This window comes from Arthrobacter sp. E3 (assembly GCF_017353415.1).
GTDB lineage: Bacteria > Actinomycetota > Actinomycetes > Actinomycetales > Micrococcaceae > Specibacter.
In genome coordinates, this window is record NZ_JAFMPX010000003.1 from 154,103 (window position 1) to 178,765 (window position 24,663).

A 24,663-nucleotide genomic window follows, 5' to 3' on the forward strand; every position below is an offset into this window, starting at 1 on the left:
TGAGGTCATTGAGGGCGTATAGCTCAGGCGGTTAGAGCGCTTCGCTGATAACGAAGAGGTCCCTGGTTCAAGTCCAGGTACGCCCACGGAACCAGCTGGTTCTTGTTGAAAGATGGTGTGCAGTGAAGAAGTTGCTGTTATTCGTAACTGCTCTTGGTGCTGTCATCTTTGTAAATAGGAAGTGGCAGGAATCCAAAGTTGTGAAGACAACGTGGAGTAAGGCTACGGACTCAGTAATATGAGTCTTGAGCCATTGTTTCATATATACTGAATCAGCCTCATGGGGGCATGGCGCAATTGGTAGCGCACCTGCTTTGCAAGCAGGGGGTTCGGGGTTCGAGTCCCCGTGCCTCCACCATGAAAACAACCCCGGTCCTTGGACCGGGGTTGTTTTGATTAACACAGCATTTTTATCGGTGTCCTACGCTTATACAGTGATCTTTCTTCTAGCAGTTGTGGGCATTCTGGGTGTGTCTGCTTCGGGCCCCATCATGGCGGCCACTGCGGCTCCAGCGTTGACCATTGCACTGTGGCGTAATGCACTAGGTGCCTTTGCCCTCGGTGCTCCGGCATTCATTAGAAACCCAAAGCAGTTCAATTCCCTGAGCCGGGAGGAACTGAAATTCACCGTCATTGCTGCAACAGCGCTGGCGTTGCATTTTGCATGCTTCGTCACAGCGGTGAAATTGACCAGCGTCGCAGCCGCAACGGCCCTTGTATGCCTGCAGGCAGCATGGATAGCTATGTATCAGTGGATAAGGGGTACCAGGCCGTCACGGCCCGTTCTGCTGGGTCTGGGGACGGCTCTGCTTGGAGTCGTGGTGATTACAGGTTTTGATATGGGAGTCTCTACGCAAGCGTTGGTGGGAGACATTCTGGCTGTGCTGGGTGGGGCACTGGCCGCCATCTATACGCTTGCTGGCGCCAAAGCGCGCAAAAGTTTGTCAACAACGCTCTACTCAAGCGTCTGTTTCACGCTGTGTTCCGTGATTTTGCTGGCCTTGTGTCTCATCTTCCGCCAACCTCTAGTCAACATCCCACCTGAAGCTTGGTGGGGGATTCTGGGTGTGACTGTGGCTTCCCAGCTATTTGGACACACGATTTTCAATTTCCTGCTGGCCACCATTTCCCCGCTCGTGGTGTCGATGATGATCTTGGTGGAGATTCCAGGGGCTGCCCTGTTGGCTGGGATCTTCCTGCACCAATCGCTGCCTTCCGGAACCTACATTGGACTGGCTCTGATCCTTGCAGGCTTAGCTGTGGTGATTGTTCGACAAGGGCGTAGTGGAATCAAACGATAATCTAGGATCGAACACAAAGTAGCGAGGGTCCAAGATCAGTTGATCTTGGACCCTCGCTACGGTCGGTAGTTGGCGTTAACAACAGCGGTGTCTACCCATTATTTTGGCAGACTACTTCTTGGGGTCCGCCGGTTTCGGCACTGAGTTCGTCACAGCCTTGACTGTGGCCTCTTTGGCCTCTGCGGCGTCATCTGCCGCCTTGGCTAGAGGTTCCTTTGCCTCGGCCACTGCCTCTGTGGCGCCTTCCTTTACGCTCTCAACTTTGGCCTTCGCGGTCTTGACCGCTTCCTGTGTCTTCTCTTCCACTGTGTCCGTGACCTTTTCCACAGTGTCGGTGACGTCCTTCACAGCCTTGTGTGCGCCGTCGTCCGCAGGAACAGGTGCGGGCACCTTGGCATCATGGGCGGGAGTCGAAGTTGCCGCGGGGGCAGGCGCTACCGGAGCGGGTGTCTTCCAAGGGTCTGCTACAGGTTTGGACGCCTTCCACGCAGCCACACCTGCAGCAGTGGCAGCCACAACAATGCCTACAACCAGCCAGCCCTTCCCCGCTTTGTTTTTCTTTGACGCCTTCTTCAAGTCAGCTGAGAGTTGCTTGGCTGATTCGGCGGCGGCCTTCTTGGCCTTGGCCACGGCCTTCTTGTTGCCAGTCAGTTTGGCTGCGGCAATTTCCACTTGGTGGGAAGCCTTGGACTTTTCCAGGGCTGCTTCAACAGCGCTGGCAGCGTCCCCGAGCTTTCCGGCGAACAAGGGGATGTAGTCATCAACCACCTTGTCCTTTGCCGAAGTGATGGCTGGCCCCGTCTTGTCCAGGGCATCTTGAAGATACGGTGTTGCACCGTCTACGGCCTCTGAAATGCGTGGTGCAAGACGTCCCAGGCCTTCCTGAATCTTCGGGGTCACAGTGGCAACGCCGTCGGCCGTGTACTGAGCAGCCCTGCGCAAGCCGTCCTGAACCACAGGGGATGCCTGCTCAATGCCCTTTTCAATGCGTGGTACGGCCCAGCCCAGTGCCGCCTCGATGCGGGGGGCCGTCCAATCCTTGGCGTTTTCCACATGGGGAGCTGCCCACTCAAAGGCATTGTCCACCCCTGTGTTGAGTGTGTCTCCCAAATCCTGGGCTAAGCGGTCAACCTTCTTCACGTTTCCTCCAAATGTCAGCAGTTTCATGATTCAGCCTACGTCGCCAAGTGCCCTCTCGCTATCTTTTGGCAGTTCGCCGGGCGCGGAATGAATACATAAGGCAGAAATTTCCCACGTTCGCATGACAGAATATCGCCATGACTGCTATTCCAACCGCAAAAGCAACTATCAGCACAAGCCTGGGCGACATCGTCGTGGACCTCTTCGGTAACCACGCCCCCAAGACTGTGGCAAACTTCGTCGGTCTGGCCACCGGTACCACTGAGTGGACGCACCCCGGAACCGGCGAGAAGACGAACGCCCCGCTCTACAACGGCACTATCTTCCACCGCATTATCAAAGACTTCATGATTCAGGGTGGCGATCCCTTGGGCCGTGGAATTGGAGGCCCCGGCTACCAGTTCGATGACGAGATCAATCCTGACCTGAACTTCAACGACCCTTACAAGTTTGCTATGGCCAACGCCGGCACTCAGGGTGGCCGTGGAACCAACGGTTCACAATTCTTCATCACGACCGTGAACACCAGCTGGCTGCAGGGCAAGCACACTATCTTCGGCGAGGTCTCCGATGAGGCGTCGCGGGCAGTTGTGGACGCAATTGAAGCCGTGGCCACAGGTGCCGGCGACAAACCGCGTGAAGACGTTGTTATCAAGTCCGTGACCGTCGAACAGCTCTAATAACAGCTTTTCATTTTCATGGCTTTGGTCGCCGGATACTGCAGGTATCCGGCGACCGGAGCCTTCCTTGTATCATTCGCATGAGGAACCAACCCATGAGTTCTGCTTTCCCGGCCCGGGAATCCGCAACAGGAGCCCCAGTGTGTCCGCGCCACCCAGATCGCGTCTCGTATGTGAGCTGTCAAAGGTGCGGTCGGCCAACGTGTCCAGATTGCCAGCGCAGTGCGGCCGTGGGAGTTCAATGCGTGGACTGTGTGCGTGAGACGAACAAAGCTGTTTCTTCGCGACGCACCATATTTGGTGGGGTGGCTCGTGCTGGCCGCCCCGTTGTCACAATAACTATGATGGCCATCTGTGTTGTTGCCTTTGCCCTTGATTGGGCCATACCCAAAGACTTCGTATTTCAGAACTTCGCTTATGCGCCGTTTTTGACAGAAACCGAGCCGTGGCGCATGGTGAGCTCGGCGTTCCTGCACTCAACCAACATCATGCACATCGCCTTTAATATGTACGCCCTGTGGATTTTGGGCAATGCTCTTGAATCGGCCTTTGGCCGTGCACGCTTCCTTGCGGTGTATCTTGTCAGCGCCTTTGCTGGATCCGTCGGCGTCTTGCTGCTGGCCCCCATCGACACGGTCGTCGTGGGAGCATCGGGGGCAGTATTCGGTCTTTTTGGGGCACTCTTCGTGGTGCAGAAGAAGCGCGGTGGGGATCTTAGACAGATCATCGTGTTGCTGCTGATTAACGCCGCTATTGGTTTCATTATCCCGAACATTGCCTGGCAGGCACATCTGGGCGGCCTGATTGCTGGTGCGCTCTGTACAGTTGCCATCGCCTACGCTCCAGCTAAGAACCGGGTAATTGTCCAGTGGGGTGGGATTGCTGCTGTCGCGATGCTTATGGTTGGTCTTACTCTCTACAAAGTCTCAACTTTCCCGCTCTTTACCCTGGGCTAAAGAATCGGTTAAAGCAGGTGAACCGGCGGTTTACAGATGGCATTGGCGACGCAAACTGCAGACGCACGTCATTAGCTGCCTTGGCTACTGCTTGAGTCGTCGGTAGTCACCACCGTAATGAATCAAGGGTGACAAGTCCTTGACCCACGGTGCGTCTTCACCCATAGACACCACATTTCCCACCACCAAGAGGTGGGTTGCCGCTTCGTGAATGGCTGTAGTTTCGACTTCAAAGAAGGCTAGAGCCCCTGAGATCACCGCATTTCCAGTGACTGGTCCGCGCCTAAAATCAATTTGCTCGAGCAACCCCTCAATCGGTGTGCCCGGGCTGGCCAGCCAATTAGCCTGCGCCCGTTGGGATGCCGTTAACAATGAGAGAGCCCATGATCCCGACTCTGCAACAGCAAGGGCGATCCGGGACTCTGCGTACAGGCTGACAAGCAATGTCGGAGGGTCATAGGACACTGACAAGTAAGCACTCACCGTTGCGGCATAGTCGTGGTTGCGCAGGGACGTGCTGATGATGGCCACTCCACAGCCTTGCTCGGCACTGAGCCGACGGTACTCATCAACATCTTCCTGCTCCGGATGCTGTGGGAAAACTCTGTGGATATCGAGGTTGTCAGCTAGTTCCATGTGCTCATCGTTGCATGTATCCATACTTGTCCACAGTGATGTCCACACATGGGCATAACTTACAGGGCTGTAGTTCTAGTAGTTTCAAATTAGTCGTACAAAGGGTTTTCCCCAGCCTTATGCACATGGTGGATAAGTTACACACATGTAGTTCCACAGCTGTGGATTACTTCAGCCCAGTGATTTCGTTGCAGAACCGTGAAGTAGGTAGCCAAGTTATCCACTTCTGTGGATAACTTTGTGAACAACTAGGGTCAACCTGTGTTTCGAAGACAGCTTGTGGATAGTTCGAATGACTTGTCAAGGTCAGTGGATAAGTCACTGGGGTGTGGGAAAAAGTTATCCACAGTGTGGAGAACTTTGGGGATAGTGCGCTTAATCGCAGGCAAGGAAGAAGTTCAGCATGAGTTCCGCCTTATTGACCCCCACCCATGTTGCCTAGTTGGCATGAGGGGGTTGGATGATCAATTTGTGCGGCTCAACTCGATGCATCGATCTTGGGCCTGGTGTTTGATCTCGCCCTCGTTCCAGCACCCAGATGACTGCCTACCGCTCCTGCATGGTGGCAGGATGGTGTTATGACAGCCGAACCTGATGAGCATTTGGACACCGTTTTGATCGGTGGTCGGGAGGAACGTCTAATAGTCATCGTGGACTATGACTTTGAATGGCCGTCACTTTTTGACGCTCTCGCCTCAGTCATTGAGGTGGCGGTTGGCGAGGGTGCGTTGTCGGTTGAGCACATTGGCTCAACTTCCGTTCCTGGACTGCCAGCGAAGCCGATTATCGATATTTTGTTGATAGTCGAAGACGTCGCTGATGAGAACGTCTTCCTGGGCAAGCTTGAAGCCGTTGGATTTGAGCTTCGTGTCAGGGAAATAGGCCACTGCATGATGAGGACTACAGCCAGAGACGTCCACATTCATGTTCTTTCCGCCAAAAGTTCGGCGATTTCTGACTACCTGGACTTTCGCGACTGGCTTCGTGAGGACGAATCGGATCGACATCTTTATGCCACAACGAAGAAGCACCTGGCTCAGCAACCGTGGCTGGACATGAACGACTACGCGGAAGCTAAAACTGAAGTTGTCACACAAATCCTCTCTAGAGCCCGGAGATGGCTGGAGGCTGGGTCAGTCGTTCGGTACAGCGAAGCGAGCATACCCCATCTTGGGCCTCATGAAACGTGAAGAATGGACGTAATATGCCACTTCCATCGGCACGGCCTCCGCCACGAAACTAGAATGAAGGTAGTACTACTGGTTTCGGGTGGAGTCCTGTCAAACAACAAGTGATACCGCAAGCTAACTGCAGCCAACATCAAGGCGGCAAGCACTAGGAAATGGGGAAGCGTGGCCCGCCGGGCGAATGTTGGGGAGATAGTTGAAAAGTTGACGAGCAATTCGTCAAGAGGCGTGCTCATTGTCGGTTCCCGCGGGGCGGGGAAAACCTGGATACTGGGCCAAATTCTCGCGGAATTGGATGCAGACGCCGTCACTATCAGGCTTTCTGCCAGCAAGGCCTTAAGCGCGATTCCATTTGGTGCTGTCAATGCCAGAGTCGGTGTGAATCTCATCCGTAGCAATGACTACTATGAAATTCTCAATGGTCTGCTGGAACAAATCAACGCCGCCACATCAGCAGGACACCGTGTCTTTTTGATGGTCGACAACGCCAATCACCTTGACAGCCAAAGTGCAGCCATCATCCTTCAAGTGGTCATGTCTACAGAAGCAAAGCTGATTCTCGTGGATCAGCCTGGCGGTCACAACAACCACCTAAGAGATTTGTGGCGCGACGGACACTTGACGCGTTTTGAACTGGCACCTCTGCAGTCCGAAGATGTGCAAATCTTTCTGGAGCACGTTTTGGGAGGCAAGGTAGCTGGACCAGCTGCCGAGTACCTAGCTATCCGGTCCGACGGCAATCCTCTGGTGCTTCAAGGGCTGGTGGCCGGTGCACAGGAAGAAGGCTCGTTACGGAAAGTCAACAACGTATGGGTGCTGGATCATCCTGCCGACCTTCTCGGCACGGAATCCTGGGAGTTCCTGCAGATGGACTTGGACCACCTGCCAGCGGAGTCCCGCCGCATCATTGAAATTCTCGCACTAGCAGGGCCCTTGCCATTGGATCTGCTTCTTGACTTGACTGTTCCCGAAGCTGTTGATGACATCCAGCAACGAGAAATGGTTGAAATCATTCCAGGAACTACCATGTCCATGCGGCTGGCCCGACGGGCAACTGCACCTGCCATCCGTGCGATGGTACCGGTGGGGCGCAGCCGTCGACTATTGGCTGAAGTCTCAAGGGTTCTGTCGCCTGAAGAGCAAACACATCCTGAAGCGATCATCAACTTCACCCGATGGTTCCTCGACTGCGGGCTGCCAGTGAATGAGAACAGGATTCTGAAAGCAACCAGCTGGGCCAATCAGTTGATGCGGCCCCACGAAGCCCTTCAATTTAGCAGCACCAGGGTTGGTGACGAAAATTATGCAATCTTGCTTGCCGAGCGGGCCATAGCCCATCTCAATCAAAATCGTCCCCAAGATGCCCGCACACTTTCCCTGCAAGCGCTTGAATTGGCTCAGAGCCCCGAGGCTGCCGCGAAAGCAATGAGGGCAATGCATTTGAGCCACTTTGCGGAAATGGATTACGAAGCTCGTTTCGAGGCGGCGCTGGCTCGCTACGAGATCCGCTTTGGACAGACAACATTAAGTGAATCCTCCACCAGGGCCGACATCGAATTGCTCACGGTTCTGACCATGAGTGACGTTTCCTTGGGCAATGTGGAACGAGCCACAGCAAACATACAGGCGCTACTGAAGCATCCGCTGACGAGGAGTGTCAGCGACCAAGTCCACCTGAAATCGCTGCTATGCGAGATTTTCCGAGTTACGGGGCAGATGAGCCAATCAGTGGCCACAGCCATGGAAGTCATTGCCGCACTGGAGAACCCCGAAGGCTTCCCGCGTCCTGACATTGCCATTCTGGCCTATTCCCGAGCAGTTGCAGCATTTATTTACGACGGCGCCTGGGACCACGTGCGTGTAGCCCTGGACCCCGCAACGTTCGTCAACCCTGACCTCTTGCTGTATGCGGGGGGTCTGCGGGATCTGGCCGGTGCCATGATGCACAGTAGGCGGGGCTATATTGAGGAGGCGTTGACCGCGCTGGAGTCAGCGATAGGCGCACTCAATGACTATGACCCATGGTCGGTAATGGGTACCGCACTTGGGCTGAAAGCATATTGTCTGATGATGCGCGGTGATCTTGCGGGATCGCAGGAATATCAAAAAAAACTGGGAGGGTTGTCCCGCCGAAGTGGCAAGTTCCACGAATTGGAAGGTGCCGCGTATGCTGCTGCTGCCCAGTACATGAGCGGCCAATCTGAATTGGGGCTGGCACGGCTGCGAAGTGTCCAGCGCGAATGCCACGACAAGGGTTATCTAGGAATTGAGCTGACCGCGCTTTCGCTGTTGGTGCGAGCAGGCGATTCCGAAGCGTTGGGGAGGCTGACTGAAGTAGCGAGTCTGCTGGAATCCAGCACCAAAGAGTTCTTTGTGGAGTGGGCAGAAGCGGTGCGCTCCCAGGACCCTGCAATTCTTGATCAGGCCAGTGTCACGGCAATGGATTATGGTTTTGAGCTCATTGCAGTGGAGCTAGCAACACTGGCACTCAAAAAGTTTCATGACAGTGGAAAAGTGCATAAAAGCCGCAAGACCGCAAGCCGGGTTGTGGCTATGCGCGAACATCTGCCTGGGGTTGTCTCACCAGCCTTTCAATCACTGGATCAGCCCAAAATGACACGCCGGGAGCATCAGATTGCCCTGTTGGTGGCGCAAGGTGAATCCAATAACTCTATTGCAACCAGACTGCACGTGTCATTGCGCACCATTGAAGGCCACTTATACAGGACCTTCATCAAATTGGATATTCAATCGCGCGAACAACTAGCAGCGCTGATGACCGGGGAAGCGTCCAAACCACGTTCCAAGGTCAGCCACTCGTAAACAACTGCTCACAAATGCAAAATTACGAGTGGTGACTGCGCAAAAATTCGGTGGTTGGCACTTGCACTTCACGACCCCTGACACCACAGCGCACCTGGTTGTCACCAACAACCTTGTCCGTGACACGGGTGCCACTAAAAAGTTGTCAAAGCTGTTATCGGTGAAGTCTGGGCGGCCTTACCGGTGGGACCGGCCCAGTCTTCGCAATCGGCTACAGTTGCTCCGTTGACGGGTGGAAACGGCCCTGACAGGATCTGCCATGGTAAAAAACCCGATCAAACGGGTGTACGGATCCGTAGCCGTTGAAGAGGTTGCCACGGGACCGGACGCTGGCAAGGTCTCGGTAGATCGGGAGTTCACCGGAGAAATGGTGTGCACCTACGGATCAGATCAGCCCGTTATGAAGGCACGGACTGCCACCACGGAAACGCCCCAAAAGATCGACGACGTTTTGGTCGGCTCCACTTGTGCCATCACGGAAACAGCACCAACAGCAGCGCCAGTGCAGGATAATCCTTCCATGGTCTGGCTGCCGGTGAATCTGCCCGCGGGTATCCATGTGACTGCAAACGAAACTCCTGCAACAGTCGCTGACGCACAGTACAGCTTCAACTGGATGTGCACGTCAGCGGGGTTTACCTCACCACTCTCAGCAACGGCCAGGATCGCCAATGGCGAGGTATGGCAGTTGCCCGTAGTGGTACTAATCCCCCGTGGCAGCTCCTGTACCGGAGTGGAAGTACCTGAAAGCCGGCCTGACACGATCGACGGCGCCTACTCCTGGGATCTGGTGAAATCCACCGTCACGGGTGCCACAGGTACCGTGCAAGGCGCTTCCACAACGTTTACCGTCCCCACGGATGACACGAAGGTGCTTTTCGTTGCTGCCAACCTCATCTCTCGTTCCTACGGCGAGTTTGCCGTAACGAAGAGCAGCAACCCGGTCAGTGGTGCGCAGCTCAAAGTCGGTCAGAGTGTCACGTACTCGCTGACGGTTGTGAACAAGACTCTGACCAACATGGTCTTGGGAACTGGAGACGTACCGCCCACACCATGTGCGACAACCGTTCCAAGCGATGGAAGTAGCGTTCCTGCCACGAATACTGCCCGAGCCAGACCCCTGCCACTCTCAGATAGGGGCTTCGTCGTGTCTGACCACGGTATAGCCAGGCCCTGTCCAGATGGCAGTCAGCAGCCTAAACTAAAGTCAGGAAAGAACATGTCAGTGCGTTGCCCAACGGGTGGGGCTGACGTGACACTGTGGAAGGCAGGGGAACACAATGTCTGAAGATCAAGAGAACCGCGGACGCTATGTGGAGGGTTCCTACGGGAAGGCAGGCACCGAGGATGAGCACAAAGCCGAGGATCCGGAGGGTCGCTACGTAGAAGGCGACTACGGGCGGGCAGGCACGGAAGAAGCTGCCGTGGAAGCAGGCAGTGGAACGTTCGTCGAAGCTGACTACGGCACGGCCGGTGACGTACCGGGCCATGCCGCAGAAGATTCCAAAGGCAACTACGTGCAGAGTGATCCGGGGGAAGAAAAAGACGCGTGAGGCTAGCTGCGCCAGCGGGTTGTCATCATGAACCCGGCCAGTGCGATGCCGAAACCAATGCCAATGTTCCAGTTATGGATGTTGGGGATCGGGAACCGGCCATCTGAGATGTAATAGGTGATGATCCAAACCAGACCCAGCAGCATCAAGGTGACCATGACGGGCAAGAACCAGACTGCATTGGGCTGCTGTGTTTTGCTTGTTGGTGTCTGCGCTGGCCCTTTGTTTGGACGACGACGCGATTTTGACTCGGGCACAGGAGCTCCTTGATGTTGTGGCCATGGAAACGGCCAGCTCGATGGGTGGGACGGCAGTTCATTGGCTGTGGTGTTGCTGAGGAATTGTTCCAAGGTGGGGAACTGCCGGTATTGTTGACGTAATTCTAGCTGTATTTAGTGCAGCCGCAGATTGCATGACACAACCGCCCAACGGCAGTCAGGAGACCCACGTGGTTCAATCACCCGGCCATGTGGAAACAGCTGTGCGTGTTGACGAGTTACTCTCCGAAAATGAGAAGGTGCGCCAACATCGCAAGCGGGAGGCACGCCGTCAACGCGAGCAACGTCCCAAACAGGGGGTTTTCCGCACGTTGGTTCAAGTGGTCGGTGAACTTCTCATTACCTGCGGCGTAATATTGTTGCTGTTTGTGGTGTGGGAACTCTGGTGGACAAATATTGAAGCAAATTCAGCGCAGCAAGCGGCTGTCTCTCAATTTGCCCAAGACTTTCAAGGGCCGCTGACTCCGCCACCTGTGGATGCTCCCAGCGATTTCGGTCCGCCCCTGGTAATGGCTGCGCCGTTGGTCCCCGGCAGCGTTTTCGGCGTCGCCTACATCCCCCGGTTTGGCGAAACTTACAGCCGGCCGCTCGTGGAAGGTGTTGGGCCAGCACAGTTGGACACGCTAGGACTGGGCCGGTATGACAGTTCAACGATGCCAGGTGGTGTTGGAAACTTTGCCATCGCCGGCCACAGACAAACCCACGGCGCAGTTTTGGACGCCATCCACACCTTGGTTCCGGGGGACAAGATCTACATCCAAACCAAGGACGGCTACTACACCTACGTATTCCGCAACAACCAAATTGTGTTGCCCAACCGCGCAGATGTGCTCTTGCCGGTTCCCACGCAGCCCGATGCCACCCCCACGGAGCGCTTCCTGACGATGACCAGCTGCAACCCGCGCTTTGGCGCTGAAGAACGCATTATTGCCTACTCCGTGCTCGAGTCGTGGCAGCCGGCCAGTGCCGGCCCACCTGCCGCTATCGCTGCCCAAGTTGCAGCAAACCAGAAAGGCTGAGCATGTACGGCTGGATCTTTAGAAATCTCCCGGGGCCCTTGTGGTTCCGCATCATCATGGCCGTCCTTTTTCTGGTGGCAGCCGTGCTGGTGTTGATGCAGTTCGTGTTCCCTTGGCTCTCCCAATTCAATCCCTTGAACGATTCGACGATCGGCGGTGGAGTCTGACATGTCCGTGCGGATTCTTGTTATCGACAACTACGACAGCTTTGTTTACACACTTGTGGGCTACCTGCAGCAACTTGGCGCCGAAACCACGGTTGTGCGCAACGATGACGTCACGCTGGCCGAGGCCATTGAACTTGCTGCCGCGCGCGACGGCGTCCTCATCTCCCCCGGCCCCGGCACCCCCGCCGAGGCTGGCGTGTGCATCGAGTTGATCAAGTGGTGCGGGGAGCACGCGAAGCCCATGCTGGGTGTCTGTCTGGGCCATCAGGCACTGGCTGAAGCCTATGGCGGCGTCGTCACGCATGCGGAGCAGCTGATGCACGGCAAGACCAGCGAAGTCCTGCACCACGGCACCAGCGTGTTTGCGGGACTGCCCAGTCCGGTCACGGCCACCCGCTACCACTCACTGGCGGCCGTCCCTTCAACCATTCCTGATGTCCTTGAAGTGACGGCTGAAACGGCCGACGGCGTGATCATGGGTTTGGCGCACAAGACTGCGCCGCTGTGTGGGGTACAGTTCCACCCGGAATCTGTGCTCACCGAGGGCGGTTACATCATGCTCGGGAACTGGCTTGAATCGATGGGCCTGGCCGGTGCGGCCGCCAAAGCCGCAACGTTGAGTCCCCTTATCAAAAGCTGACTCGGGTACTTCGGAGGGGAACCCTCCGACTACGGCGCTGGTGTGGCCTCGGGTGTTGGCTTCGGCGAGGGAGGCGCCGTCTTGATGGGAGTCGGTGTCGTGCTGGGTTTCGGCGTCGGGGTGGGTGTCGGCTCAGCAGGTGCCGGGGCCTTGGCCAGGGTCACTACTACTGTCGTGTGCTGGGCAACGTCCTGGCCCGCAGGAACCGACTGGTTTGTCACCATCCCAGGAGTAACGACGGGGTTCTCCACTTCGTCAAATTTCACTTCCAAGTACGGTGAATGCTTTTTGAGCTCAGCTGTTACAGCTTCCTTGACTTTTGTGGGGTCGGTGCTCAAGTCAAACAGGGAGGGCATCACGACCTGCCCGGTGGAGATCTTCAATGTAATGGTCGAGTTCACGGCGACGGTCTTCCCAGGGGCCGGATCCGTTGTGACAACGAAGGTGGCTGGAATTGAACCGTCGTTGACCATGACATTCGTATTGACGGTCAAGTTCAGTTTGCCCAGATCAGCCCGGACTTCTGCTTCGGTTTTTCCGGCCAGGTCCTTGGGAATGGTCACTTCCGAGGGTCCTTTGGAAATAAAGACATCGATCGCTGAACCAGGGTTGACCGACACGCCCGAGCCCGGCTGCGTACGGATCACTTCACCCGCTGCCATGGACTTTGAGTATTCCTCGGTGCCATGTGGTTCCAAGTCCAAGTTGCGCAATTGAGTCATTGCCTCGTCCTGACCAACTCCGGCTAGAGACGGGATGGCTACTTGCTGCACAGCCACTGGACGGGTATTGAGCATGTTGTAACCCACCACCGCGCCACCGCCAAGAATGATCGCCAACAACACAAAGAGAGTTACCATCCACGCCCGGCGGCGTCGCTTTACTGACGTAGAAAGATCCTCAGCCTCCTCGCTCACACCGTCGTTGGTTGTCAACGCGCCCCCTGCGAGCACTTTCGCCATGGCGCGGGTGGAAGGGCCGCCGTCGTGCATTAGCTGCACATGACCGGTAGGCTCCGCCGCGCCGGATGAGGCAGGCCGTGCAGGAATGGGGGTGGCGGCCGAGGCGCTGGGGGCCGATTCGAAAGGCGCCGGCATGACACCGGTGCGGGCCGCACGCAGGGCACGGCGGAAAGAGGACGCGTCCTGGAAACGGTGGTTTCTGTCCTTTTGAAGTGCGCGCAGCAGGAGCGCATCAAGGGCAGGGGAAAGTTCGGGGTTGTAGAGGCTGGGTGCCAGTGGGACCTCGCGCACATGCTGGTAGGCCACGGAAACGGGAGAATCACCGGTGAAGGGAGGGCGGCCAGCCAGCATTTCATACAGCAGGCAGGCGGCTGAGTACAGATCGCTGCGCGCGTCAACACTCTCACCACGGGCCTGCTCCGGAGAAAGATACTGTGCCGTCCCCATGACCGTCTGAGTCTGCGTCATGGTGGCGGCTGAGTCGGAAATGGTCCTGGCAATGCCAAAGTCCATCACCTTGACCTGTCCCAGAACTCCGCGGTCATCCTCGGTGACCATCACATTCGCTGGCTTAATATCGCGGTGGACAATGCCCGAACGGTGGCTGTAGTCGAGAGCTGAAAGCACTCCCAACGTGTAGTCAATGGCTTGGTCCACACTGAGGTCCTTGCTGCGGATCAAGTCCCGCAGCGTCTTGCCATGGACGTATTCCATGACGATGTAAGGGATGTGTGCGCTGTCGTGGCCTTGGTTTGAGACGACGTGTTCACCGGTGTCATAGACGGCCACAATGAACGGGTTGTTGAGTCCGGCTACGGCCTGTGCTTCGCGACGGAACCGGGCCTGCAGCTGTGAATCGCGGGCAACATCGGAACGCAGCATCTTGATGGCCACCGCACGTCCTAGGCGCGTGTCCTGGCCCTTGAAGACGTCAGCCATGCCACCGCGGCCAAGCAGCTCCCCAATTTCGTACCTGTCGCTAAGGACGCGTGGAACACTCATTGGCACCAAAGGGTCCTTTCAGTTTCGGGATGGGACGGGTGGAGGAATTGCTTGGTTCGAAGAGGATGGTGTTACGGGATTTGTTTCGCGGCCGGAGGTACAGCTGCCGGTGGTACAGTCACCGGCGGTGGTGTTGCGGCTGTTGGTTCAGCTGCCGGGCCCGTGGAGACGTAATAAGTGACCACTGAGCCTGTTTCAGCCTTGGTCCCAGCAGTTGGATCGGTACGAATGACAGTTCCCTTTGCGACTGTCATCGAGGGTTCCTCGACACGTGCTGGTATGAAGCCTGCTGCCACCAACGCTTGATCATAGGTATTGCCATCCTGGCCTGCCGAGGACGGTACGGCCGTCTTCTCGGGCCCGGAGGATACTGTGACGTTAATGGTGCTCCCGAGATCCACGGTGCCTGTGGGACTGACTTCGGTAACGATGCCCGAAGCTATTGTTGCACTAGGTGCGTCAATGCGGTTCACCGAAAGCCCCAAGCCCTTCAGCTCGGATTCAGCGTTGGCAAATTGCTGGCCTACCAGGCCGTCGCGATTGACCGTGACGGTGGTAGGGGCTTGCGAGGTGGGCTGTTCCGGAGTAGGCGTGGGTGACATGGACGCCGTCGTGGGAGGAGGGCTTGCGCTGGCGACTGTTGGGGACTGAGTCTGGGTGGCTGCTGGTGTACCGCCAAAGAACCCGCTGTTCTGCAACAGCAGGGCACCTACGGCAAAAACCAACAGCACAAGCAGGGCAATAAGTGGCCAAGTCCAGGGGCTGCGGCCCTTAGAGGCAGCCTCATTCCCGGGTGGGTCCTCATCGAGTGCCAATGCTTGTTCGTCATCTTCTGCATCCCAACCACGCCCTGCACCGAATAGTTCCGCGCGGGTAGGTACTGCTGGTTCGGCCTCGTCGCCTATGGTGGGGAGCGCGGTGGTTGTAGGTTCGGTAATGCTGCGCACCACTGTTGTGGGCGCTGTAGCGTTGACATCGACGGGTGCGGTGATGGGACCTGTGCTTGCCTCAAAGAGCAGCATGCCAGGCACTGCTGCATGGGCGGTTTTGATATCACCAGCACGGATGGCTTCGGCGGCCTCGGCCAGCTTCATGGCATTCGCGGGTCGGGTCGCGGGATCCTTGGCCAACATGGACATCAACAAAGCACGTACCGGAGTGGGCAACGTGTCAGGTAGCGGAGGCGGCGCATCATTGACTTGGGCCAGGGCAATGGCGATCTGTGACTCACCCGAGAACGGGCGGTGTCCGGTGATGCACTCATAACCTATGATGCCCAATGAATATATGTCACTGGATCCTGTAGCTACCTGTCCCGTGGCTTGTTCCGGGGCCAGATATTGGGCGGTGCCCATGACTTGACCAGTTTGGGTTAATGGAACCTGGTCGGCAAGGCGTGCAATGCCGAAGTCGGTGATCTTAACCTTGTCTTCAGGGGTGATGAGTAGGTTGCCGGGTTTGACGTCACGGTGCACAAGTCCCTGTGCATGGGCAACTGCAAGGGCGCGTGCTGTTTGGGCGATCATGGACAACGTCCAGTCGGGAGTGAGAACATGCTCACGCTCAATGAGCGTTGAAAGCGGCTCTCCCGGGACAAGTTCCATGACCAGGTATGCGGAGCCGTCTTCTTCGCCGTAGTCAAACACGTTGGCGATACCCTCATGGTTGAGTAGCGCCGTGTGCTTGGCTTCTGCCCGGAACCTTGCCCGGAAACCCGGATCTCCGGTGTATTCATCCTTGAGAATTTTGATGGCGACTATGCGGCCCAGGATCAGGTCCTGCGCCCTCCAAACTTCACCCATGCCGCCAATGGCAATGCGTGATGTGAGTTGGAACCTGCCGCCTAAGGTGATACCAGAAGTAGGCCTCACTTTTTCAACACCGCCTTGAAGAGTTTGCTTGCATTGGGACTTGTTAGTTGTGCTCCGGTGGCTACATCAACATTTGGCATAACAATAGTGACTACCACCTCCGGGTCGTTTGCTGGCGCAAATCCGGTAAACCATGAGTTGTTCAATCCATCTCCCAGCTCAGCGGTTCCAGTTTTGCCAGCCACATCAACGCCTGGAACGGCTGCGGCCGAGGCGATTCCGTTGCTAACCACACTGACCATCCAATCAGTAATTTGGGCCGCAACTTCCGGCGAAGTGGATTGACGCAGGACGCGGGGAGTGAGGCTGGAGACAGTCTTGAGATCCGGAGTACGAACGGTCTTCACCAGATTGGGTGCCATTTGCTGGCCCCCGTTGGCAATGGCAGCTGTCATCATGGCAATTTGAAGGGGGGTGCTCAGAACATCTCGCTGGCCGATTGCACTCTGCGCAAGGGCTGCGGCATCCAATTTACCCTGACTGCCGGGGAAACGACTGGTCTCAACTCCGGAGGGAATCGTCAGCGACGAATCATTGAATCCAAACTTCTCCGCCGTAGCTGTAATGGCATCCTGCCCCAAGTCCAAGGCGATGCTGGCAAAAGGAGTGTTGCACGAGTTTTCCAAGGCAAAGGCGAAGGAAGCCTTGTCTTGCGTGTAGCACTGGCCATAGGCGTAGTTAGGCAGGGTGTAGGTCATGCCAGGGAAAGAAAGCTGTGCCGGGTTCGGCAGAATGCTGTCTTTATTGTATTTTCCAGACTCCAGCGCTGCGGCCGTATCAATGATTTTGAAGACAGAGCCTGGCGCATAGGACTTCCTGTACGCGGAGGAACCGAACAGATTGATGCCGGGGACGCCCACAAGATTGGCCATCGCGGCATCGAAGGCGGTCTTGTCGTGGGTAGCCAGCAGATTGGTGTCGTAGGAAGGCTTTGAGACCATGGCAATGATGGCGCCAGTCTTAGGGTTCATCGCCACGATGGAGCCGCCAATATTATCCGGGATCAAGTCATAGGCCAGCTTTTGAATCGCCGGATCGATTGTCAGTTCAACAGAACGGCCCTGGGGCTGTGTTCCGGTGAAGACTTGGGCAATCCGTTCGAACAAAGCGCCGTCGGAAGTGCCGGTAAGTTCATCGCGCATGGCGAATTCAAGGCCGTACTGTCCAGAAAACTTGCTGAAAAATCCGGTCAGACCTGCATAAAGCAGTGGCTCGTTGTACTTGCGTTGGAACTTGCAATCAGTGTTCGTCGCAACAGATTCTGCAATGGCTTGCCCGCCAACAAGGATCGGCCCGCGGTTGCTGCAGAAGTTCATCTGCAATTGCCTGTTGTTGTTGGGATTGGCGTTAAGCGAATCGACGGCAAAGAACTGCACATACGAAATAGAGCCAAAGAGCAGTGCAAACAAGGTGATGGCCACGATCCAGGAATTGCGGATTGCTTGGTTCATGGTGCGGGCACCTCCTTCTGCGTTGACTCTAGGTTGGGTGGGTTTTCATGGGGTACGGACGTGGGAGAGAGATCAATGGGGTGCCGCGCTGCGTCGGAAATTTTTAGCAGCAACGCCAAGATTATCCAATTCGCCAAGAGCGACGAACCACCAGCAGCCAGGAAGGGGGTGGTGAGGCCGGTCAACGGGATGAGCCGGGTGACGCCGCCGATGATCACAAAGCATTGCAGGGCAAAAGCGAACGCGAGTCCTACAGCCAGCAGCTTGCCAAAGGCATCCCGCGTGCCTAGAGCCGCGCGGAAACCGCGGGCAATGAACAGGGCGTAAAGGCACAGCACGGCAAACAAGCCCACAAGGCCCAATTCCTCCCCTATGCTGGCGATGATCATGTCACTATTGGCCAGGGGCACATTGTCCGGTGACCCCTGGCCGAAACCGGTCCCCAACAGTCCGCCGTTTGCAAGGCCAAACAGTCCCTCAACGACCTGGTAGGAGCCGCCAGCGGCGCCGATGTACTCAGGATCCAAAGCGTGAACCCATACATCGATCCGCCGGGTCACATGGGGGAACAGCTGGTAGGCAGCAACTCCACCGACTGCCATAAGTGCCAAACCGATAAAGATCCAGCTGATGCGGCTAGTGGCCACGTAGATCATGACCATGAACAAGCCAAAGAAGAGGATGGACGTGCCGAGGTCCCGCTGGAAAACCAGCACCCCAACGCTGGCCAGCCACGCCACGATCATCGGGGCAAGGTCTTTGGCACGTGGCAACTGGAGTGGGCCAATCTTCTTGCCAGCCAAAAGGATCAGGTCCCGGTTGGAAGATAGATACCCGGCGAAGAATATAGCGAGCGTAATCTTAGCGATCTCACCTGGTTGGAAAGTGAACGGGCCTATGGCAATCCAGACTGTGGCACCGTTGACATTGCCGGCACTGATGCCGGGAACAAGAGGAAGAATCAGCAAAATTACGGATACTAGAAGCGAGATGTAGGTGTAGCGGCGCAGAATGCGATGGTCACGCAGGAGCCAGATCACTGCGATGGCTGCGATGGCTGCAAGGCTCGTCCACATCCATTGCCGCGTTCCGGCATTGTCCCCGGAAGCGATGTCGAGGCGATGGATGACAGCGAGTCCCAAACCATTCAGGGCCACCACTACCGGTAACATTACCGGATCGGCATACTTTGCCTTGAAACGTAAAACTACATGGAAAGCAAGGGACAGCCCGGTCAGAATGGCTATCTGCGTGTAAAAGTCGTTGTCGAAGCTGCGGCCTAGATTCAAGTTGACCAAGGCGTTTGCCATGCCGGACATGACCAGCGCCAACAATAACAGAAGTAGTTCAGTGTTACGGCGCGGCTTGGCGATGGTCATTAGCTGGCTCAAGATCCACCTCGGGGAATGCAAGTCGGCGGTGCTGTTTGCTTAGTCGTGCTGCCACCAACCGGGGGGCTCGATACGGGTTCGGGCGCGGTTGTGGCTGCCGAGGAGGTACTCGTCGGTGGGCTGGAGCTTGTGGGGCCGTTGCTCGGAGAAGTTGTGACGAGATCGCACGGGGGAAGACTAGTCCCGGTACCCAATTGCAGGTCACTGATGATCTGCTCAGCATCGCTGAGAGTGGAAGCAGGCATGGTTGCTGTAACCAATTGCTGTGAATAGTCAGGCAGTGAAGAGACCATAACGGCGGTTTCATGGTAAACATGCGAGAGTGAAATGGGACCCAGTGACTGAGACACTCCCTTGAAGATGGTCACATTTCCATGCGCGACCCCCACAAAGAACTGAGTTTGGGTCCATGCGTATGCGGCCCAGGAGCCCGCCACAATCACCAGGGCAGTCAGCACGCCAAGGATTGAAAGCACGAGGGGCCTGTGGCGCATTCTTGGAAGTGACTCTTCAGTTTCCTCCGCCAGGGCTGCCGGCGTTTCAGTTTTGTGCGTGAGTACCGTGGCAGCGCGCTGTGCAGCGGGATGACGTGGCAAGAGCGGAATTTTGCCCTCAGCGTTGGCTGTGAGCGCTGCGCCCACCAACTCATGCGACCGTGCTGCCAATACTTTCTGGACTGCTGCCTCACGGATGTTGGCGTCAAGAGCATCGGAGCCGGAGTCCTCCGAACCGAGGGCCACATCTTCGTCACCGGCGCTGACAGCCGCATCACCCGACGGTTCCCGCCCTAAGGGCACCCCGGCGGAGTGTTCAGTCTGAGCGACGGAAGCTGCAGAAGGTGCGGTGTGCTGTTCCTGCCGATCAGAATCACCAGCTGCGGGCGGAGTGACTTGGACGGTATCCAAAGCGGCGGTGCGGGTATGTTCAGGGTTGGCTTCAACGATGTCGAAAATCACCACGCTCACATTGTCCGGAGAGCCTGCAGCGAGAGTTAGGTCAATGAGTGTATCCGCGGCCGTGGCTAATGACTTGGTGTGCCGAATGACTTCTTCTATCATTTGATGGCGCACAAAGTTCAGCCCATCAGAGCAAAGCAACCAACGTTCGCCAGGGCTGGCGTCGAAGTGCTTCAAATCAAGTTCAGGTGAGGCGTCAACATCGCCAAGGACGCGCATGAGAACGTTTTTATGAGGGTGAACTTCGGCCTCAGCCTCGGTCATGCGACCCTCATCGATCATGCGTTGAACAAAAGTGTGGTCCGTGCTCATCTGCTCAAAGACGCCGTCCTTGAGTCGATATGCGCGGGAATCCCCAATGTGGGCGTAGGCGAGACGGCTGCCGGAGAGCAGCAGAGCTGTCACCGTGGTGCCCATGCCGGCTAGTTTCGGGTTGACATGCACCAGCTCGGAAAGCAGTGAATTTGCCGTCTGGATTTCATCCGCGAGGTGCGTGCCGGCGTCGCCGTTATGACGGTTGTGGTCCAAATGCACCAAGTCAAGAACCGTGGAAGCACTTGCTACATCCCCGCCCGCGTGCCCGCCCATACCATCGGCAACAACGGCCAAATACTTCCCCGCGTAGGCGGAATCGTCATTTTTGGCCCTGACCATGCCCACATGGGATCTGGCGGCATAGCGCAGAATTAGCGGGTATTCGGCCATGTTTACGGCCTCAATTCGATGACCGTTTTGCCGATCCGCACTGGAACCCCGAGTTCCACGGGAAGCGCACGGGTCAACGCCGCACCACCGAGGAATGTTCCATTTGTGGAGCCCAAATCTTCAATAAACCAACGGGTGCCTTGCGGGAACAGCCGCGCATGTCGGCCCGAAGCGTAGTCGTCCTCGAGTACCAATGTGGCTTCTTGTGCGCGTCCCAACAAAATAGGTGTGCCAGTAAGCTCCAAAGTGGTGCCTTCCAATGGGCCTTCTGTCACAACCAGCTGGCGAGCCTGCTGCTTGGCTGGCGGAGCGTCTTCGACCAGTTCAGGGTGTTTGCGCGCTTGCCGGGCAGTGGGGGCTCCCACCTTCGCCTTGCTGCCGATCACTAGATCGCGGCGCATGGCAGCCACAACGCTAAAGACCATGATCCACATCAAGACAAGGAAGCCGAAGCGGAAAATGGTGACCAGGAGACTTAGATCGTTCATCGTCTGCCACCGCCTCGGGCCGGGAGGACGCGGAAGGTTATCTGTGTGCGTCCCATGGTGATGTTCGATCCATCATGCAGCGCGACCGCACCCTGCACCCGATGCCCATCCACGTAGCTGCCGTTGGTGGAGCCAAGGTCAATAGCGGTAGTAGTTCCATCCTCAGTGCGGATTTCCAGGTGTTTGCGTGAAACCCCGGTGTCATCGATCAAGATGTCGGCTTCCGAGGACCTTCCCAAAATGATGGAGGAGGCATTGAGTGAGTAGCGCTGGCCCGCTATGTCCAGGACGGGCTGGCCTTGCGGGGCAGGCGGGGTAAACGACGGCGCGGGCTGGCGTTTGTAGACAGGCGCCGGCGGGGCGGGAGGTGCCTGCGCAACGCTCGGGCTTTGGCTGGGGCGCGCTGGCGTCTGCGGCGGGCTCTGGGTGTCCTGCGGGGTTCCACCCTTTTCTTTCTCGGTGGAAGAAAGAACGTTAAAATGTCCTGGGCGAAGGTCTGCGTGATGATTGAAGAAAACACGCACAGGGCCCTGCAGTACGTAGCCTTGGCTGCGTGAGTGGTTGATGACGACGTCGCAGAGTTCTTCCGCCAACGTCACCCCCCATGCTTCGGCACGCTCAAAGTCAGCATCGCCAAGTTGAATGTTGAAAACATTAGGTGCCAGAGTGCGTCCGGCGTCCAAGGTCATTGCCTTGTCGTCCAGTTCCCTCCGCAGGGAACTGGCGAGCTCCACAGGCTGCACTGTTTTGGAACCTAGCGAGAAGGCGCCACGGACTGCCTTTTCAATGCCTTTTTCAACGTTGTCAAACAAACCCATCTACTCTCCTCTCCTTAGGTGCTGCCGGATGGTGATGGTGCTGGTGGATTGCCTTCGAAACCTATGGAAGTACTGCACTGCAATGGGCGTGGATTCAGTGTCGTCCGCGTCGCGCACAACTCTACCTATGCTCGATACTACTGCCGCAGCCTTCGAATATACCTGTTGGATGGTCTCGATGTGGCAAATTTCCCACCGTGGCAGGACACGGACAGGAGCGGCTTGGTAACCTCAGAATCAGCGGAAAATCAAGGGAATGGGTCCCTTTGGTGGCTCAAAGAGGGCTGGGAAAGGCGGAGGGGGAGAGGTCGTTTAGGTAATTCGGTCAAGTGTCCTATATGCTTGATCTCGCTGTTCCACTGAGAGACGACATTACTTCGGCCTTTCAGTGTCAAGAGTAGAAAACGCGCGAGTGGCGGAACGGCAGACGCGCTGGCTTCAGGTGCCAGTGTCCGAAAGGGCGTGGGGGTTCAAATCCCCCCTCGCGCACGTTTTATAGAGATCCCCGGTAGAACCAATGGTTCTGCCGGGGATCTTTTGTTTTCCTGTCACAGGCCTCTGGCTCGCCACGGGGTTGATTGCGTTGTGACACCAGTTTCCCCATACCTATCTACACGTACCCATATATACAACAGTTCAGCGGCATGGGATCCAAGCATGGGGAACAATTCTGATCGGTGTAGGGGTTCAGCTTGCTAGTTCGGCCGTAGCGATTATTCTGGCGGCCCAAATCCTGCCCAGGTTCAGTTTAGGCTTCGATGGCTTCATCACTGTGATCGTTGTGTTCACGATGGCGCTGATGCTTTTGGAGAGTTTTGTCCGCAAACTGGCGAACAAGTACACACCGGCATTGGTCGGAGCAGCATTTCTCGTCTCCACCTGGTTGGCGCTGGTTATTGCCAACCCGCCGTCTAGAGGCATTCGAATACATGGGTCCTAACCTGGATCTTCGCCGCAGTGCTTGTCTGGGCAACTACTGGACTTTGCGCCGCGGCTGTGACCCAATACGTGGCTAACGAAGCTGTCTAGCACGGCGCGAAAAATAGTCACCCCCCGATTCGGCTTTCGGATGGTGGGGGTTGTGGATTTGGGTGTTGTTGTTTTGGTGTGTATTGTTTATCGAGTTGTCCTGATGAGGGGCGGCGGGTTTAGCGGGATTGATGGCTGTTGTTTTGGTTGTTTTTCTGGTGGTTGTGTGGTGTGGTTCGCTGAAGAGTGGGTTTGCATTGTGTGGCTGGTTGGTCTAGGCTTGTGAAGTTGCCCCGGTGCTGATCGTTGTTGATGGATGAGTGTTGTTTTGCTTGTTTGTTGGTGGTGTGTGGCTGGGTGTGGTTGTTGTTTGAGAACTCAATAGTGTGCCAAGTTTTATTGATACCAATTTATTTATATGGATTGGTTATTTGGTTGTGTGTTGCCGCCCCTGTGGTGATGCATGATCGTTTAGCTGGTTTCGAATTTAGTGCATGGCTTCATCATCTTTTTCCGGTGTGTTGTCGTGTGTCTGTTTGTTTAGTTATTAACGGAGAGTTTGATCCTGGCTCAGGATGAACGCTGGCGGCGTGCTTAACACATGCAAGTCGAACGATGAACCTCACTTGTGGGGGGATTAGTGGCGAACGGGTGAGTAACACGTGAGTAACCTGCCCTTAACTCTGGGATAAGCCTTGGAAACGGGGTCTAATACTGGATATTGACTTTTCACCGCATGGTGGTTGGTTGAAAGATTTATTGGTTTTGGATGGACTCGCGGCCTATCAGCTTGTTGGTGAGGTAATGGCTCACCAAGGCGACGACGGGTAGCCGGCCTGAGAGGGTGACCGGCCACACTGGGACTGAGACACGGCCCAGACTCCTACGGGAGGCAGCAGTGGGGAATATTGCACAATGGGCGAAAGCCTGATGCAGCGACGCCGCGTGAGGGATGACGGCCTTCGGGTTGTAAACCTCTTTCAGTAGGGAACAAGGCCAGTGTTTAGCTGGTTGAGGGTACTTGCAGAAGAAGCGCCGGCTAACTACGTGCCAGCAGCCGCGGTAATACGTAGGGCGCAAGCGTTATCCGGAATTATTGGGCGTAAAGAGCTCGTAGGCGGTTTGTCGCGTCTGCCGTGAAAGTCCGGGGCTCAACCCCGGATCTGCGGTGGGTACGGGCAGACTAGAGTGATGTAGGGGAGACTGGAATTCCTGGTGTAGCGGTGAAATGCGCAGATATCAGGAGGAACACCGATGGCGAAGGCAGGTCTCTGGGCATTAACTGACGCTGAGGAGCGAAAGCATGGGGAGCGAACAGGATTAGATACCCTGGTAGTCCATGCCGTAAACGTTGGGCACTAGGTGTGGGGGACATTCCACGTTTTCCGCGCCGTAGCTAACGCATTAAGTGCCCCGCCTGGGGAGTACGGCCGCAAGGCTAAAACTCAAAGGAATTGACGGGGGCCCGCACAAGCGGCGGAGCATGCGGATTAATTCGATGCAACGCGAAGAACCTTACCAAGGCTTGACATGAACTGGAAACGCTTGGAAACAAGCGCCCCGCTTGCGGTCGGTTTACAGGTGGTGCATGGTTGTCGTCAGCTCGTGTCGTGAGATGTTGGGTTAAGTCCCGCAACGAGCGCAACCCTCGTTCTATGTTGCCAGCACGT

At 56.3% G+C, this 24,663-nt stretch carries 21 protein-coding genes, 3 tRNA genes and 1 rRNA gene; 15 read left to right on the forward strand and 10 right to left on the reverse strand.

Features of this window, described 5'->3' with window-relative positions; translation table 11 throughout:
* Positions 1-12: 12 nt before the first annotated feature.
* From JMA46_RS02745 to JMA46_RS02755, 4 genes are all read left to right on the forward strand, one after another.
* Positions 13-86 (forward strand) — tRNA-Ile (locus JMA46_RS02745).
* 36 nt (positions 87-122) lie between these two features.
* Positions 123-242 (forward strand): DLW-39 family protein, encoded by a 120-nt coding sequence (locus JMA46_RS17030; protein WP_348770032.1) that lies wholly within the window; start codon positions 123-125, stop codon positions 240-242.
* 40 nt (positions 243-282) lie between these two features.
* A tRNA-Ala gene (locus JMA46_RS02750) sits at positions 283-358 on the forward strand.
* A gap of 76 nt (positions 359-434) precedes the next feature.
* The gene (locus tag JMA46_RS02755; protein WP_207343758.1) at positions 435-1,301 is read left to right on the forward strand and encodes an EamA family transporter; all 867 of its coding nucleotides are present in this window, start codon (positions 435-437) and stop codon (positions 1,299-1,301) included.
* Positions 1,302-1,412: 111 nt separating this feature from the next.
* Here the strand turns inward: JMA46_RS02755 and JMA46_RS02760 are convergent, their stop codons facing one another.
* Positions 1,413-2,468, reverse strand: a complete 1,056-nt coding sequence (locus JMA46_RS02760) for a hypothetical protein (protein ID WP_207343759.1) — start codon at positions 2,466-2,468, stop codon at positions 1,413-1,415.
* A 110-nt stretch (positions 2,469-2,578) separates the two neighbouring features.
* Here JMA46_RS02760 and JMA46_RS02765 point away from each other — a divergent pair, with 110 nt between their 5' ends.
* Both JMA46_RS02765 and JMA46_RS02770 read left to right on the forward strand, forming a co-directional pair.
* Entirely contained in the window at positions 2,579-3,121 is a 543-nt protein-coding gene (locus tag JMA46_RS02765; protein WP_207343760.1) for a peptidylprolyl isomerase, read from the forward strand.
* A gap of 254 nt (positions 3,122-3,375) precedes the next feature.
* Positions 3,376-4,077 carry a rhomboid family intramembrane serine protease gene (locus JMA46_RS02770; protein ID WP_348770033.1) on the forward strand — a complete coding sequence of 234 codons (702 nt, stop codon included), beginning with the start codon at positions 3,376-3,378 and terminating at the stop codon, positions 4,075-4,077.
* An 84-nt stretch (positions 4,078-4,161) separates the two neighbouring features.
* Here JMA46_RS02770 and JMA46_RS02775 read toward each other — a convergent pair whose 3' ends face one another.
* Positions 4,162-4,713: a flavin reductase family protein gene (locus JMA46_RS02775; protein WP_207343762.1), complete on the reverse strand. Its 552-nt coding sequence runs from the start codon at positions 4,711-4,713 to the stop codon at positions 4,162-4,164.
* Between the two features lie 578 nt (positions 4,714-5,291).
* On the opposite strand from JMA46_RS02775, the gene JMA46_RS02780 reads away from it, so the two are divergent.
* From JMA46_RS02780 to JMA46_RS02795, 4 genes are all read left to right on the forward strand, one after another.
* Positions 5,292-5,903 carry a GrpB family protein gene (locus JMA46_RS02780; RefSeq protein WP_207343763.1) on the forward strand — a complete coding sequence of 204 codons (612 nt, stop codon included), beginning with the start codon at positions 5,292-5,294 and terminating at the stop codon, positions 5,901-5,903.
* A gap of 162 nt (positions 5,904-6,065) precedes the next feature.
* Positions 6,066-8,723 (forward strand): LuxR C-terminal-related transcriptional regulator, encoded by a 2,658-nt coding sequence (locus JMA46_RS02785; protein ID WP_207343764.1) that lies wholly within the window; start codon positions 6,066-6,068, stop codon positions 8,721-8,723.
* A 259-nt stretch (positions 8,724-8,982) separates the two neighbouring features.
* Positions 8,983-10,011 (forward strand): DUF5979 domain-containing protein, encoded by a 1,029-nt coding sequence (locus JMA46_RS02790; RefSeq protein ID WP_207343765.1) that lies wholly within the window; start codon positions 8,983-8,985, stop codon positions 10,009-10,011.
* On the forward strand, positions 10,004-10,276 hold the full coding sequence (locus JMA46_RS02795; RefSeq protein ID WP_207343766.1) for a hypothetical protein: 273 nt from the start codon (positions 10,004-10,006) through the stop codon (positions 10,274-10,276). The genes JMA46_RS02790 and JMA46_RS02795 overlap by 8 nt, the downstream gene beginning before the upstream one ends.
* Before the next feature lie 2 nt (positions 10,277-10,278).
* Here the strand turns inward: JMA46_RS02795 and JMA46_RS02800 are convergent, their stop codons facing one another.
* On the reverse strand, positions 10,279-10,533 hold the full coding sequence (locus tag JMA46_RS02800) for a cell division protein CrgA (RefSeq protein ID WP_207343791.1): 255 nt from the start codon (positions 10,531-10,533) through the stop codon (positions 10,279-10,281).
* Positions 10,534-10,865: 332 nt separating this feature from the next.
* Here JMA46_RS02800 and JMA46_RS02805 point away from each other — a divergent pair, with 332 nt between their 5' ends.
* From JMA46_RS02805 to JMA46_RS02815, 3 genes are read left to right on the forward strand one after another with little or no spacing between them, the layout of a single operon-like run.
* On the forward strand, positions 10,866-11,573 hold the full coding sequence (locus tag JMA46_RS02805) for a class E sortase (RefSeq protein WP_247646993.1): 708 nt from the start codon (positions 10,866-10,868) through the stop codon (positions 11,571-11,573).
* A gap of 2 nt (positions 11,574-11,575) precedes the next feature.
* Entirely contained in the window at positions 11,576-11,740 is a 165-nt protein-coding gene (locus JMA46_RS02810; RefSeq protein WP_207343768.1) for a hypothetical protein, read from the forward strand.
* 1 nt (position 11,741) lies between these two features.
* Positions 11,742-12,380 (forward strand): gamma-glutamyl-gamma-aminobutyrate hydrolase family protein, encoded by a 639-nt coding sequence (locus tag JMA46_RS02815; protein WP_207343769.1) that lies wholly within the window; start codon positions 11,742-11,744, stop codon positions 12,378-12,380.
* A 29-nt stretch (positions 12,381-12,409) separates the two neighbouring features.
* On the opposite strand, the gene pknB is transcribed toward JMA46_RS02815, so the two are convergent.
* The 7 genes from pknB to JMA46_RS02850 form a co-directional block, all read right to left on the reverse strand.
* Positions 12,410-14,344, reverse strand: a complete 1,935-nt coding sequence (pknB, locus tag JMA46_RS02820; protein WP_207343770.1) for a Stk1 family PASTA domain-containing Ser/Thr kinase — start codon at positions 14,342-14,344, stop codon at positions 12,410-12,412.
* 71 nt (positions 14,345-14,415) lie between these two features.
* Positions 14,416-16,215 (reverse strand): protein kinase, encoded by a 1,800-nt coding sequence (locus JMA46_RS02825; protein ID WP_207343771.1) that lies wholly within the window; start codon positions 16,213-16,215, stop codon positions 14,416-14,418.
* Entirely contained in the window at positions 16,212-17,666 is a 1,455-nt protein-coding gene (locus tag JMA46_RS02830) for a penicillin-binding transpeptidase domain-containing protein (RefSeq protein WP_207343772.1), read from the reverse strand. Before JMA46_RS02830 ends, JMA46_RS02825 begins: the two co-directional genes overlap by 4 nt.
* On the reverse strand, positions 17,663-19,057 hold the full coding sequence (locus JMA46_RS02835; protein ID WP_207343773.1) for an FtsW/RodA/SpoVE family cell cycle protein: 1,395 nt from the start codon (positions 19,055-19,057) through the stop codon (positions 17,663-17,665). The genes JMA46_RS02830 and JMA46_RS02835 overlap by 4 nt, the downstream gene beginning before the upstream one ends.
* Positions 19,054-20,718 carry a PP2C family serine/threonine-protein phosphatase gene (locus tag JMA46_RS02840; protein ID WP_207343774.1) on the reverse strand — a complete coding sequence of 555 codons (1,665 nt, stop codon included), beginning with the start codon at positions 20,716-20,718 and terminating at the stop codon, positions 19,054-19,056. The genes JMA46_RS02835 and JMA46_RS02840 overlap by 4 nt, the downstream gene beginning before the upstream one ends.
* A 2-nt stretch (positions 20,719-20,720) precedes the next feature.
* Positions 20,721-21,206: an FHA domain-containing protein gene (locus JMA46_RS02845; RefSeq protein WP_207343775.1), complete on the reverse strand. Its 486-nt coding sequence runs from the start codon at positions 21,204-21,206 to the stop codon at positions 20,721-20,723.
* Positions 21,203-22,024 carry a DUF3662 and FHA domain-containing protein gene (locus JMA46_RS02850; protein WP_207343776.1) on the reverse strand — a complete coding sequence of 274 codons (822 nt, stop codon included), beginning with the start codon at positions 22,022-22,024 and terminating at the stop codon, positions 21,203-21,205. The genes JMA46_RS02845 and JMA46_RS02850 overlap by 4 nt, the downstream gene beginning before the upstream one ends.
* 406 nt (positions 22,025-22,430) lie before the next feature.
* On the opposite strand from JMA46_RS02850, the gene JMA46_RS02855 reads away from it, so the two are divergent.
* Both JMA46_RS02855 and JMA46_RS02860 read left to right on the forward strand, forming a co-directional pair.
* Positions 22,431-22,513, forward strand: a tRNA-Leu gene (locus JMA46_RS02855).
* A 1,027-nt stretch (positions 22,514-23,540) separates the two neighbouring features.
* Positions 23,541-24,663, forward strand: a 16S ribosomal RNA gene (locus JMA46_RS02860); the annotation flags it as partial.

Bases quoted from the DNA above. Each gene is read 5' to 3' on its own strand.
- JMA46_RS02760 (WP_207343759.1), bottom strand. From the start codon at position 2,468: ATGAAACTGCTGACATTTGGAGGAAACGTGAAGAAGGTTGACCGCTTA.
- JMA46_RS02765 (WP_207343760.1), top strand. From the start codon at position 2,579: ATGACTGCTATTCCAACCGCAAAAGCAACTATCAGCACAAGCCTGGGC.
- JMA46_RS02775 (WP_207343762.1), bottom strand. From the start codon at position 4,713: ATGGAACTAGCTGACAACCTCGATATCCACAGAGTTTTCCCACAGCAT.
- JMA46_RS02780 (WP_207343763.1), top strand. From the start codon at position 5,292: ATGACAGCCGAACCTGATGAGCATTTGGACACCGTTTTGATCGGTGGT.
- JMA46_RS02790 (WP_207343765.1), top strand. From the start codon at position 8,983: ATGGTAAAAAACCCGATCAAACGGGTGTACGGATCCGTAGCCGTTGAA.
- JMA46_RS02795 (WP_207343766.1), top strand. From the start codon at position 10,004: ATGTCTGAAGATCAAGAGAACCGCGGACGCTATGTGGAGGGTTCCTAC.
- JMA46_RS02810 (WP_207343768.1), top strand. From the start codon at position 11,576: ATGTACGGCTGGATCTTTAGAAATCTCCCGGGGCCCTTGTGGTTCCGC.
- JMA46_RS02815 (WP_207343769.1), top strand. From the start codon at position 11,742: ATGTCCGTGCGGATTCTTGTTATCGACAACTACGACAGCTTTGTTTAC.
- pknB (WP_207343770.1), bottom strand. From the start codon at position 14,344: ATGAGTGTTCCACGCGTCCTTAGCGACAGGTACGAAATTGGGGAGCTG.
- JMA46_RS02830 (WP_207343772.1), bottom strand. From the start codon at position 17,666: ATGAACCAAGCAATCCGCAATTCCTGGATCGTGGCCATCACCTTGTTT.
- JMA46_RS02840 (WP_207343774.1), bottom strand. From the start codon at position 20,718: ATGGCCGAATACCCGCTAATTCTGCGCTATGCCGCCAGATCCCATGTG.
- JMA46_RS02845 (WP_207343775.1), bottom strand. From the start codon at position 21,206: ATGAACGATCTAAGTCTCCTGGTCACCATTTTCCGCTTCGGCTTCCTT.
- JMA46_RS02850 (WP_207343776.1), bottom strand. From the start codon at position 22,024: ATGGGTTTGTTTGACAACGTTGAAAAAGGCATTGAAAAGGCAGTCCGT.